Annotated in this window: 8 protein-coding genes and 1 pseudogene; 2 read left to right on the forward strand and 7 right to left on the reverse strand. The window is 60.9% G+C overall.

What is annotated here, in order from left to right; all coding sequences use genetic code 11:
* The 3 genes and pseudogenes from ABX749_RS06190 to ABX749_RS06200 form a co-directional block, all read right to left on the reverse strand.
* Nucleotides 1-301: pseudogene (locus tag ABX749_RS06190) on the reverse strand (efflux RND transporter periplasmic adaptor subunit); the annotation flags it as partial.
* Between the two features lie 5 nt (nt 302-306).
* Entirely contained in the window at nt 307-1,536 is a 1,230-nt protein-coding gene (locus ABX749_RS06195; RefSeq protein WP_372895210.1) for an FAD-dependent oxidoreductase, read from the reverse strand.
* Nucleotides 1,533-2,063 carry a rhodanese-like domain-containing protein gene (locus ABX749_RS06200; RefSeq protein ID WP_372895211.1) on the reverse strand — a complete coding sequence of 177 codons (531 nt, stop codon included), beginning with the start codon at nt 2,061-2,063 and terminating at the stop codon, nt 1,533-1,535. The genes ABX749_RS06195 and ABX749_RS06200 overlap by 4 nt, the downstream gene beginning before the upstream one ends.
* 346 nt (nt 2,064-2,409) lie before the next feature.
* Here ABX749_RS06200 and ABX749_RS06205 point away from each other — a divergent pair, with 346 nt between their 5' ends.
* Nucleotides 2,410-3,897: a hypothetical protein gene (locus ABX749_RS06205; protein WP_372895212.1), complete on the forward strand. Its 1,488-nt coding sequence runs from the start codon at nt 2,410-2,412 to the stop codon at nt 3,895-3,897.
* 246 nt (nt 3,898-4,143) lie between these two features.
* On the opposite strand, the gene ABX749_RS06210 is transcribed toward ABX749_RS06205, so the two are convergent.
* The 4 genes from ABX749_RS06210 to ABX749_RS06225 form a co-directional block, all read right to left on the reverse strand.
* A complete protein-coding gene (locus ABX749_RS06210; protein WP_372895213.1) occupies nt 4,144-5,841 on the reverse strand; it encodes a hypothetical protein in 1,698 nt (565 codons plus the stop codon).
* Between the two features lie 288 nt (nt 5,842-6,129).
* On the reverse strand, nt 6,130-10,455 hold the full coding sequence (locus ABX749_RS06215) for a VWA domain-containing protein (protein ID WP_372895214.1): 4,326 nt from the start codon (nt 10,453-10,455) through the stop codon (nt 6,130-6,132).
* 678 nt (nt 10,456-11,133) lie between these two features.
* A complete protein-coding gene (locus tag ABX749_RS06220) occupies nt 11,134-11,634 on the reverse strand; it encodes a hypothetical protein (protein ID WP_145212141.1) in 501 nt (166 codons plus the stop codon).
* Nucleotides 11,635-11,928: 294 nt separating this feature from the next.
* Entirely contained in the window at nt 11,929-12,114 is a 186-nt protein-coding gene (locus ABX749_RS06225) for a hypothetical protein (protein ID WP_372895215.1), read from the reverse strand.
* A gap of 67 nt (nt 12,115-12,181) precedes the next feature.
* Here ABX749_RS06225 and ABX749_RS06230 point away from each other — a divergent pair.
* A partial coding sequence (locus ABX749_RS06230) for a hypothetical protein (protein WP_372895216.1) occupies nt 12,182-13,130 on the forward strand: 949 nt, incomplete at its 3' end.

The following is a 13,130-nucleotide window of genomic DNA, read 5'->3' on the forward strand; positions in this document are numbered from 1 at the left end:
CCTGCTGGACCTGATCCCCCGCGGTGACGTGAATCTCGGCGATCGTCGCCAGCAACTTGGACGAGACGACGGTGCGGCTGGACGCCTTGAGCGTCCCGATCGCCTCCTCGATGTACGGCTTTTCGATCTCATGCACGATGTCGGTCGGCTGATCGGTGTGCTTGGGCACGCCACGCCCCGTCCAGCCCGGTTGGACTTTGTCTTCGAACATGCCGGAGAGCCAAGCGATGATCGCCACCAACAGCAACAGGCCGCCGCCGATCATGCCGATTCGCCCCACCGCGGCGAACCATTTACGCATCAGTTTCATTTGCACGACTGGGGCTCCTCTGAAGGATCGTCCGTGGTTGGGGCTGTTGATCTGCCATCAAAGTCGGAATCGAACTGGTACTCGCTGACAAAACGCTTGTCGATCCACGTCTTCAGCCGCCAGCACCATCGAGCATGCGCGGTGAACCAGCCGTACTGCAGCATGGCTTTCCCGTCACCGGTGTTGAGCAGCTTTAAAAAGTCACGTTGTGGATCGAAACGCTGCATCGCGTTCTGGTTGAGCAAGGCGTTGACGTTATGCCACAGAATCGGACATTGCCGGACGGCATACACGCCGGCTTTGGGACATGGCGATTCGATCATTGTTCCCGAATCGCCGACGGCAAAGATCCGCTCGTCCGAAAGCGATTGCAACGTTTTGGAGGTCGCGATGAATCCACGATCATCCGTTTGAAGCCCGAGGCGGGCGAGCACGGGAGGCGGGGCGGCACCGGTCGCCCAGATCACACCGTTGGATCGATAGGTTCGGCCGTCATCGGTGCGGAGCGTAGTGTCGGTCAAGGCATCGACGCGATGACCGCGGTGCACCGAGATCCCACGTTGCCGGAGCAGTTTCTCGATCGACCGCACGCTTCGGCTCGGCATCCCGTCGGCTACGTGCGGACTGCTGGTAAAGATCTCAATTTCGATCTCGCGATCGGCGTCACGTTTCTGCCACCGCTGCTGCAAACAAAACGCGATCTCGACGCTGGCGACGCCGCCACCGACAACGGCGACCCGCAGCGGAGCGTTATCGTCTGTCGGCGGGCTCATCGCTTGGTCGCTCAGGTGCGACTCCAACCGCTGCAAAAACGTTTGCATCGGCTTGATCGGGACCAACAACTTCGAATGGGTATGCTGCTCCCAACCAGCGGGCATTGAGCCGACTCCGATCGACAGGACATCAAACCGAATCGGTTCGTGATCGTGAAAGTGAAGCTGCCCGGCATCCAAATCGATGCCCTGGGTGTCGGCGATGACCAACTCCGCACCGGCGCGATGGGCCAAGGCCGCCAAATCGATTCGCATCTCCTGCTCGCTGAATTGCAGCCCCAACGTGCCGGGCAACATCCCCGAATACGTCGCCGCTGGAAACTTACTGATGCAAATCAATCGACAACCGCCAATCGGTTCGCTGATCCACTGTTTGACCAGATGGGCATTGGTATGACCGATGCCCAGCAGGACGATATTTTTCAGCGAACCGTTGGCCGGTGAGGCGTTCACTGGGTGACCTGTTCGTACTTTGAAGGAATCTTGTAACGGTCGCTGTAGGTGTGCACGCGATTGGTCGGCTTGCCATCAAGCGTGACCAAGGGCAGTTCGGCGTCGACCCATTTCAAGATGCTGCCCTTGTAGTTTTTGACTTTGACGCCCTTGGCGGCGAGCTGCTTGGCGTAGGCACCACTGCGGCCGCCGACGGTGCAATAGGGAATCACCGTGCGTCCCTGATAGTCCTCGAGATTCGCTTCATACTGCTTCTTGGTGATCGCTCCGGGAATGATCGACACGTCGACTTCGGCGTCGGAGCGAACGTCCACCACCACAAAGTCCGCTGGGGGTGCGTCGTGCCCTGCGGCTTTCGCGTCGGCGGCGGCTTGCTGCTGCTTTTTCAGCAGCGACTGCAATTCGTCGGTGCTGATCGTTTCGATCTTGGGACCGCCAAAGAGTCCACCGAACTGAGCCGGGGCGGGGTGGGATGCCAAGCCACAGATGGCCAAAGCCAGAATTCCAAACCAACTTTTTCGAATCATCTCGGTCCTCGGTTTCACGATGCGTCGGGAGTTTATTGTCGATGTTTCCGCAATCCAATAACCAATATATCGCTAGGTGACGAGGTGTCAATCAGTCTTTTTTGGCGGGAAGCGTCAGCGAGCGGCGCGTGTTGGGTTCAGGGTCACCGCCCGCCACTGGCTGACGCCACGTGCTGGCGCGGTTTCAGCGGGATGCGTCAGCGGGCGGCACGTGGCGGGTTCACGGTGACCGACCGACACTGGCTGACGCCACGTGCTGGTGTGCGTCGTGGGCGTAGCCGCCTTGTCACAGCAACGCCGAATCTGCTACAGGCGGACCGATTCGACCTTCCGCGACGCCGATGCTGTGAAATCAGAACGACTGGACCCGACCGAAAACGCTCCCACCGACGTGCATGTCGTCCGTGAACTTGGAAAAGGACGGGCGGCGACGGCGCGGCTGGTCGATGCGGCGTTCCGAGACGGTTCGACGGTCCGTTGTGTCGAGAAAGTGTTTTGCCCGGGGCGATTGACTCGCGCGATCTATCGGATCTTCTTTTTCGCCCCGTTCGCCTATCAATTCAACCGCGACGCGATCATGGCGTGCTTCTATCGCCGCCGCGTGGCTGCCGAGATTCTGCAACAAGCGGGCGTGGACGTCGACGTCGCTGCTCCGCTCTACGTCCGCTTTGATGCCGCAGCCCCCGGTTGGGTGCTGGCCGCCGAGCATGTTGACGGTCGTGGTGTCCGTCCGACCGGCCTGGGCGAGGCGACGGGCGAAATCGATCAATTGGTGTCGGTGATGCATCGTGCCAAAGACGCTCTGGTGCAAGCGGGGCTGACCGGCAGCGGCTGGCAGGTCGATCCGCGGGCGATGGTTTCCACCGCCAATTTATTGCGTCGCGGACAACGTTACACGATCATCGACTTGGAATCCGGCATCCCCGCGATCTTGGTCCCCAAGTATTGGCTGCTCGCCGCCGGCCAGCGAACCTGGCCGCCGTTTGATGATCTGGATGCTGGCCAGTTGCGTTCATCACGGTTAGCCGGGCAGGCCGATGTCGACGCGCTGATGGATCACACCGCTCGCTGGAAGACGTGCGAGCCGGCTCCGCTGCGACTGGACACGTGGCGTCGGTTGGTGGCCAGGACGCGGCGTCATCTCAGCCGCACGGCGCGAGCGACGTGGCATCTGTTGACACGACGTCGCTATCAGACTTACGTGGGATTGCGATACATCCGCCGTTCGATCCGGCGCTGGGAATCCGAGCAACGAATCGGTTCGGACGAGGCGTCCGATCTGGTTGGTCAGGTCGATGCGAACGAGGTCGCGACGTATGCGCGGGGCATGGCCCTGCATTTGGCGATCAAGGCCTGTTCGCCTTGGGTGGTACCGGCGAAATATGGCGGTGTGGCTGCCGCAGTGGTGACCGGCAATGCCTGGTTCTTGTTGCCCTGGTTGCTGTTGCCGTTGGCGCGTGCCGTGGTGACGCTGTCGAACTGGTTGGCGTGCGGCCGCAGCGTCCGACATACCGAAGCCTTACTCTGGGGCTGTCTCCCCACCGTCGGGTCGTTGGCGTTCCCGGTTCAGATTTTCGTTCGCCGTCCGGCGTTGGCGCACTTTCTGATTCGCGACTTTGCCTCGCGCATCGGCCGACGCCTGCCGATTTACGGCGGCAAGGATTCGCGGACGGAGATGATGTTGATTCGCTGGAGCGATCACATCCTGGTGGCGATGGCTTGGGTGTTCCAAACCGATGTGTCGCAGCAGGGCGATGCGGATCATGGTGCCACAGTCGGTCTGTCGCAGTCGGATCCTGTTTCGCTCGAGCACACGACCAAGCGAGCCGCTTGATCGACGTGTACGTCAACGGCGAGGCCGGACGCTGGCGTGAACCGGCTGATGCCAAACGATGATCAGCCGTTTGACGCGAGCCTACGGGCTCCAACCTGTACCGCAAATGAAAACAGGCCGTCCCATCGGGACGGCCTGTTGCGTTGATTCATGCCCCCGCTTCGCTCAACCCTCCCGCACACGGGAGGGTTACTGAAGAGGCATAGACTCCCAAGCCCTTGGCGGCTTGGGTGTCTGCGACCGAAATCAGAACGGTTGTTGAGCTTGCCGTCCGGCCATGGCTGCGGCGCCGATCGCTCGGATCAGCCCTTCACCGATGGTCAGCTTCATGGAAGAGCCGTTGGGGATGGACTTGGTCGTGACGTTGACTTCGCCTTTGTCTTGCGAATTGGTCAGCGCGTTGATCATCGCCGCCATGTTGTCGTTCGCTTCGACCGACTGGGCCAGTTCCAAGAACGGCAACAGTTTGAACTTAAACTGCCCCAACGGACGATCGCCGCCGTTGTCGCTGCTGCCGGCGGTGATGAACTGCTTGAGCAATTCGTCGCTGCCACGACCGGCTGCGATGTAGACCGCTTTGGGTGCCGTCCCGATGTGGACTTGGATCTTTTCGCCGAACACTTTACGGACTTCGTCTTCGCTTGCCGGCACATCGGCTTCGATCATGTGCAGGGTAACGCCACCGAAGTTGCCGATGTCAAACTTAAACTTGGGGGCAGGGGGGCTGTCGGGAACCTTCGTTGCCAAGTCTTTTGCCAGCGCGGCGACCTTCGTGCCATCGGCGACGAAGGTACCGATCACGGCTTGGAATTCATCGCGTCCGGCCAGCACCATGACGCCCATGTCGGATTTGCCTTCGGACAAGGATTCGGTGACGATGTCGCTGAGCCGAGTGATGTACTGATCGATTTCGTTGATCTGATCTTCGCTCAAGTTCCCATCGGTTTCCAAAGCACCCTTGATCATTCCCAGCGAGGATTTAATGCCGTCTTTGGCTTGAGTGATCGCTTCGGGGCTGATCGACGTGGCGCTATGGATGTAAGCGGCCGCGTCGTCTCGGATGACCGAAGAGAAGCGGGACGGAATCGATTGTTGACCGCCGTAGACGGCGGCCAATTGCGTTCCGCCGACTGCAGTGAAGGACACGTCCAAGGCGACCTGTTGATTGGCCTTGTCGATGTTCAACCCCAGATTCAACTCGTCGGCTTCTTGGATCAACCGCTCCAGCTGTGCGATCGAATTCTCGCCCATTTCGCGGGCCGATTCGGCGTCGCCTTGCTGAGCCATGGTTTGCTCGAAACCTTGACGCAGTTGATCGATCAAGATGTTGCGGATTTCGACGGGAACCTGTTGGACTTGCAACCGGACCGCCACGTTGTAGGCATTGCCCATGCCCTTGAACAGTTCGCTGGCGTCGGCCGGGGCGAGCTTCAGTGCGGCTTGGTTCTGTGCCGCGACGGCATTGTTGGCGTTCTGTTTGATGTACAGGGTGTTTTGGTTGACGGTCAAAACCAGGGTGCCGTCGTCGAGTTCGTCGACCGGTCCGGTTTGAGCTTCCAACCGTTTCAGGATGGGGCGGATGTCCTGGGTCGGTAACACAACAATCGGCTGCGGTGCTCCGCCGACCAGCGGCACCAGCACACCGATCGGCTGGTCCATGTCCATGCCTTGGGTGAACGTGGCGGCCAACATCGGGAACATCGCCAACTGGGGTTGGCTGGTGATTTCAGCCATGTAGCTGACGTCATCCATCAACTTTCTGACCGAGCCGAGCGTGACGACGACGACCGGTTGGGTGCCATCGGTGAGCGTCGCGCGCGACGAGCCGGCCGCCGGCGCAAGACGTTCTTGAGCCATGGCGGGTGCGGCGATGAACGTGGTTGCCAGAACCGCAACGGCCGCGACGGCTCGGGCGGCATGCCGGGGGCGGAGGCAATTTGTCATGAAACCCATAATCGTTTGTTGTCCTTGTGACAGATGGGGGTGCAAGATTCGAGCGTAGTGTCTACCAATTCGGCGAGGACCTGACAACTTTGGGACGCCGCATCGTAGAGATCTGTCAAGAATCCTGTGCTGAATCGCCCCCCGTGTGAAGGGGTCCCACCACTGCTATCTACCCGCCGACCGCGATTCAGGTTTCAACCGATCGGAAAAAAACGAAGGCTGCCACCCCGAAAAGGATGACAGCCTTTAAATTGCTAGCTGAATAAAGTCGTTTGCCGCTGTGACGGTTTAGTTGCCGAAACCGCCGCCACCGCCACCGCCCAGTCCGCCGCCGCCGAGACCGCCGCCGGCGCCACCGCCCAGGCCACCGCCGGCACCGCCACCCGCACCGCCGGTACCGCCATCGACGAAGTTGAACGTACTGACATCACCGATCTGCGAGAAGAACGGCGCCGGTGAAATCCGCACGTAACGTCGGTCGGCGGAAATGATCGCCAGCGTCGACAGCGACGCACCTTCGGGCAACTGCGTGATCTGGGGCTGGAACCCGACGGCGTTGTTGCGGCCGAAGAAAGGGTTCGCCCCGACGCCGCCGGTCAAGCGTTGGGTGTCGCGGTACAGGTCACGCAGCACTTGGGCCGAGTCGTTTCCCGGGTTGGCGAATTGACCGAGCAGTTGTCCGTTGAGATCGCGTTGAACGTCTCGCAAGTGGGCCAACTGTGCCTCGCCGAGTTTCTCCTGGCGTTTTCCTTCTTTGACCTCGAACACGAACAAGGCGTTTTTCTCCGTCAGCGGGACTTCCTTGCGGATGAAACGCTGGCTCGGCCGTTTGGCATCGGTGACAATCTCCACGGTGACCTGTCCGGTCGAAACTTCGCCCCAGACCTTTCGGACCAGCAGACGATATTGGCCGCTGAATCCGCGCGGACAGATGTAGGTTTCCGAGACGGTCCCGGTGTTGTCTTCGCCTTGTCCCGGGTAAGAATCGCCCAGCAGCGTGCCGCCGCTGGCGCTGGATCGGTTTTCCAGTGAGCAAACGGTTCCGCCGGGTTCTTCGATCGCCAGATCGATGTCGGCATCACCGGTCCAGGAAACGCGAACGATGACATCGTGTGCGGCCGCCTGATCCAACGCTTTGGCGAACTTCGCCGCTTCGTCTTGCATGCCTTTTTCCTTCAGCTCGGCATAGGCGCTGCGGGCCAGCAGGGTGGCTTTGTCGACGACCGGCGCGAATTCAGCCGGCCAGGCTTGGGCCAAGACACCGCTGCAAGCCCAAGCGATGGCGCTGGGATCGTCGAGCTGTTCGGCCAGACGCAGGCCCATCACATAGGTTTCGCGTCGATTCGGGTCCAATTCGGCCACCCGCATGCACAGCTGCAACGCCGCGGCGTCGCTGCCCAGGTCTTCCAGGCGACCGGCAACGTTCAAGATGTCGGCGGGGGTTTCCGCGAAATCGACCGCGGACAACAGTGCCCGCTCGACTTCCGACTGGGGAGCTCCGGTCGCTGTCAACGAGATCGCATAGGCTTGGTACATCCACGGTTGAACATGACCGGCGCGAATCGCTTCGCTGATCATGTCGCGTGATTGAGCGAACGACTCGACGGCCGCTTTGCGATCGCCCCGCTCGTCTGCCGCAGCAGCTTTGAGCGAGAACTGGCGGGCGGTTGCACGAATCTGTTGATCCAGGATCGTGATTTCGCGAACGTCCGCCAGTGTCAGCCCGGCAAAGAACGCTTCCCACGCTTCGCCGCGTGTCTGGCCTTCTTTGGGAGTGACTTTCAAGGGTTTGATCAGCTGCTGTTCGGCAGCGGAAAGCGTCGCAGCAGAGGTGCTGTCTTGGACCACACCGGTGTCGGTCGAGGCCGGGGCGGATTCCGATTTTGAATCCAGGCTGACGTTGTCGGGCACGACGAACATACCGCCGCCCATGCCGCCGCCGCCCATGCCGCCGCCCATGCCGCCCATGCCGCCGCCCATGCCGCCACCCATGCCGCCGCCCATGCCGCCACCCATGCCGCCGCCCATGCCGCCGCCCATGCCGCCGCCCATGCCGCCGCCGCCGCCGAGCGAGACAACCGGCACGACGAGGTCACCGACGGGATAGACTTTGGTCACCAGGTTGTCTTCGGCTGCTTCCACCGTGGTGATTTGCATCACCTCGTCTTTGATCAGGTACGTCAGTTCCAGGTCACGCAGCATCAATCGCAGGAACGAACGCAAGGTGACGTTCTTGAGGTCGATGTTGACACCGGCATCGGCGTCGAGACCGATTTCTTCCAGGGCGCGGTTGTCGATCACGATCGGGATTTCGTGCGTGTCGCTGATCGTCTGAATGGCTTCGCTGAGCGGAGTTTCAATAAACGTCTGAGTCGTTTCGTCCGACAGCGACGCTTCGATCTTACGCTCGGTTTCGTTGTCACCGACCAGTTCGATCGAACCGTAACGCTCCAAGCGACGTCGGCTGAGTGCCTGCCAGACATCGGCATCGGGGTACAAGATCGGCGGCTCGTCGACAAACGGGATGTTGCTCTTGAGCACCAGGGAGAACGCGTCGACAAAGTTACGCTCACGCATTTCCTTGTAGCGTCGGTCGCGGTCATAGGTTTGCAACGCCAGCGGCTGGTCGGTGAAATGACGTCCGGCGATCGAGTCTTCGGTGATCGAATCACCCGCGATCTCGGCGAATTTCAACGAGACGTCACCGTCGGCTTCGGTGTAGCGGCCCTCGTCGATCAAGGCGTTCATCTGCTGGGAAAGCGTCTTCAACGTCGCTTCGCGGCGGAACGTTTCTTGCAACAACCGTGCGGTCGCACGCGACGCTTCGTCTTGAGCGACGATGTTGGCCTGTTGGGCGGCGAAGCGTGCTTCGGCACTGCTGGCCGCTTGGATGGCCGATTGCAATTGGCTTTCCAGATCCTGACGCAACTTCGGATCGATGTCCGGCAGCGTTTGCACGCGAGCGAGAACCGATTTCAGCTGGCCGGCGACGCCGGTCGGATCGGTGCGCAACGCCCGCTGGGCGGCCCGCAGCGCCGCTTTGACTTCGGCACGAAGTCGTCCGTTGGCGGCATTGCGTTGGGCTTCGATGCGGTCGAGCAAGTCGCCGCCACGCTCCAAGATTTCGTCATCGCCGACGATGCTGCGTCCCGCGGGAACTCTCGGTAGGCGTCCGCCGGCCGGCGCTGCCGGAGGTGGCGTGACTACCGGTGGTGCCGGAGCCGCGGGTGCCGGAGCGGGAGTTGGCGCCGGAGCGGGAGCGGCCGGAGCCGGTTCGGGAGTTCCGAACAGGTCGTCGGTCGCATCGGCAGCCGGGGCTGCCGGTTCGGGTGTGCCGAACGGGTCATCGCCGGCCGGAGCGGCCGGTTGGGCATCGTCGTCGCCGAACAGACCGTCAAACGGCGAGTCGTTTTGGATGATCAACGTCGTGCCGCTGACCTTCACCAACGCTTTGGCGTCTTCGTTGTTCGGGTCGGCTTCCAAAGCCATCTCGGCGACCGCTTTGGCGCCCTTCTTGTTGCCCTGTTTCAGTGCCAGCTTGCCGGCCCGCACCAGTTCGTCCGACTTGGCGGTCAGGATTCGAGCGGTTTCGCGGAGCATGACGCTGCTGGCGGTGGGCAAGGTGAGCCCTGAATTCTTCTTCGCCCCGTCAACCAAACCGGGCAGGAAGGCAAAGTCAGGGTTGTCGCGTTCGACGCCGGCGTCGGTGGTGATACGGATGTCGGCGGTCGGGGTGGTGCCACGCAGAACAAACTTGACCGAATCGAGGTCTCCGGCGATTTGACCGATCAAGATCGAATCGCGGTCGACTCGCAATGGCGGCACCCGTTTGCCATGAGCGATCGTCACCGCCGCGGGCAAATCGGCCTCATGGATCCAAATCGGTGAACGCACGGCCGACTCGGTCACTCGGTCGGCGATCGCGGTGGCGGTGTTGCCGTCGGCTTCATTCACGACGCCCAGCACCCCGCCGGTGTGATTGGCCAAGATGGCCATCAACTCAATGTTCTTGGATGGTCCGATCGCGATGCTGTGCACGGAGATATGGTCCGCCCGCAAGGCATCGACGAGGGCCGCGAAACGCGTTTCGTTGCCGGTGGCGTCGATCGACGCGCCGTCACCGATGTAAACGATCGATCGGGTGTGGTAGCGCGGGGCGGCGAGCAAGGTGCCGCGGACCGCATCGATCACCGACACCATGTTCGTGTGACCGAGCGGCAATCGCCGCTGGAGACCTTCCAGGGCGGTGTTGACGCTCGGTTGGTTTGCCGCGACCAGCGCGTCGTTCATGGCAACGGCGACCACATCGGCGGCGAACACTTGCACGCGGTCACCGGGCCGCAGCGAGGCGACGACTTTGTTGACGGCGGCCAGGGATTCGCGACGAAACTCGCCCGCCTGGCTGGCCGAGGTGTCCATCACGATGACGACGTCGGCGGCCGGCTTCTGGACCTCCTGCAACAACGCGTCATCGGCCGATGGCAAAATCGACGCGGCGAAATAGGCCGGGCTGTCGTCGGCCACCCCGTCGGCCTGGAAACTGACGATGCGGGCCTGGGCGCCGCTGTCATTGGCAGCGCTACCCTCGGCCGCGTGGCTGAATCCTGGGGCCATCGGAATCGTCAAAGCCACAAGGCTGACAATCGGGCAAATCCACCGCCCTGGCGTAATCAAAGTCTTAAGTTGACGTGCGACGTCTCGCATCTGAATTTTCTCCGCGGTGCTTGAAAACGGCGATCTGCCTGTCTTCATCGGAACAACCGTTCTGTGTGCTAGGTTCCAAACCGCCCGAAATCCACGCACTTGGCGGGTTTCTTGCGATCTTGGGAAAAGGGATGAGTCAATCGAGAGAGATCTCTACTGGCAGAGTCTATTCCCGCTCAATTCAACTCGCTACGAAAAAAAACGCCTTTCGCCCACTCCATTTGCTCGCCATTCCGGTTGTGAGTGTTGCATTTTGCAACACCTGTATCGCAATTGATCAACTGGAATGGGCGAAAGACAAGTCAAACCCCGGTAGAGAATGAAAGAGACGCGAATGTTGTGCCAATCGGTAAAAGATCGTTGCGTGATTGTGTCAGGGGGCCAGGCTTTCAATGTCCACCGACTTGACAGGGCACGGTGGCTGAATGGAGAGGTAGGAAACTTTTGGAGGTAGGAAGATTGAAGAATTCGAATGGATGGTGCAGTTCATCATTTTCTTACCTCCAAAATCTTCTTACCTGTTTTCCGCAACGGCTAAGACAACAGGGGCCTGAACGCTTGCGAGAATCGGCTACCCCCCGGACCCCGCTACTCGGCTGCTGGGCTCTCGAACTTGAATTTGGACACCCCCCGTGACTTGCTCGGCAACTGCCCCCGAACCATCACTTCGGTGACCACCTGGGTCTCGGGATCGAAGCGGCGGTTGCTGCGTTTGTCGGTGAAGATCGCCTGGGGAAGCGTGAAACTTTCGCCCGGCTGAAGCGGGCTCGCCTGGGTGATCTCATACTGCCCGTTGAGGATGATCGACAAATGCCCGATCGGCTGGTCCAACTCGCTGGTGACCGTGACCACTGGAGTCAACACGGCCATCTGGCCACCTGTCGTCGGCAGCGGCGCCTCGTCCAGCGTCACGGCCACCGGCAAGGGTGGGCCGCCGATACTCTCGGGAAACAACGCATAAACGCTCAGCCCCACCCCGATCATCACGCAAAACGCGACGAACAACCCGCGGGAGGAAAGCTGGAACGTGGGAGCGACGCGAGGGATCTCGCTGGTTTCACTTGAATCGGCAGGAGCAGACGACGTCATGGGGAGGGCCGCGTCGATGGAGAGTCCCAGCAAAAGGGCGGACACATCAAGAACGAAAAAAAGCCGGCTGACAAATCGGTTGATCTGTCAGCCGGCAGTTGCTTCGACCCGTCGGCGGCAAAATGGAGCCGCTGGGAGAAACGCGTAAGTCTGAGCGTGCTACTGCACAAGCCGTTAAGTGACTTAGGCGAACCCTAAAAATGATCCCTCTGCCGAATTAAGAGGATCGAAGCGGGCGAGGTCTTTTTCAGACATCGCCGCGTAAGTGTAGGCCGCTGGTTCCTGACAGCAAGCTCAGGAACACCCCGACAGGAAAGTGATCGGCGTGCCGTGGCCGATGGCGTGAACCCATTTTGCAGCGTTGCCCCCGATTTTTTCGCACTGAAATGTTTTGCCAGCATCCCCAGACCCATTTCTGATTTTTTCCCGCCGTTGTTCCAATTCAGCGACTTTGGCGATGCACGACAGTTTTTCGTTCACATTTCGCGATGCCTTTCGCTTGGTGACTCAGACCTCTACCGACCCCGTAGCAACGAGTGACCGATCCATGCACCTTCTGCAACGAAATCCCGCCGCCCGAAATCCCGGCCGAAATCCCGCCGGATTATCTCCCGCGGCCCGATCGTTTGCCGGCCGGGTTACCGGCTCGGTTGCCGACTGCGGCCGCGGGTTTCCTCGCCTGTCGACGGCGATGGCCGCGATGGTGATGACTCTGGCAATGTCGCTGACGCCGTCGGCGGGAGCGGGCTCGCCATTGGATGCGGAGTTGTTCAGCGAAATCTCGATGTCCGAGACGGTGGCCGATGCGTCTCGGCCACCCGCGACGTCGTCGAAAACAACGGGCACGGTCTTGGGGGCTGCATCATTGTCCAAGCTGCTTTCGGCGGAAGGAATTCAGTGCGCCGTCGTGTCCTCGGCCGTTCGTGTCGACGTGGCGGAATTGCTGCCGGCCAACAACGACGATGCCCCACAGGGAACGCTGCTCTGCACCGTGGATGCCGACGCCGATCGCATCGATGTCGTGCTGCCTGTGGACAGTCTGCCGGTCGATGCGTCGGGAAACGAGCAGTCGGTCAACGGAGAGAAATTGATGGCGTTACTTGTCGCGCTGCAAAACCATGACCATGTCCAATTGGTCGCGTCGGGAAAAACGCTCGCGCTGCACACGTCGCTGAGCAATCAGGGCGCCACGGCGGACGGCTTGCGAACCGTGGCCGAGCGATTGGCGTTGGCGGCGACGAAGACAACCGGCATCGCAGCCACGGTGTTGACCAAGCAAGCTGTTGCCGGGGTCAACACCAACGACACGCCACCGGGGCGACCTGCAATCACGTCAGCCGACACGACATCGGTCGCAACGAAGTCAGCCGCAACGACGGCAACCGCAACAACGTTGGCCGGAACGTGGTCGGCGAAGACGTCAGCCAGCGATGCCTGGGCCATTCGCTTCGATGCCGACGACAACTTCGTGATGGTTCATACCCGAAGCGGAAAGA

The organism is Stieleria sp. (assembly GCF_041595215.1).
In the GTDB taxonomy this organism is placed as follows: domain Bacteria; phylum Planctomycetota; class Planctomycetia; order Pirellulales; family Pirellulaceae; genus Stieleria; species Stieleria magnilauensis.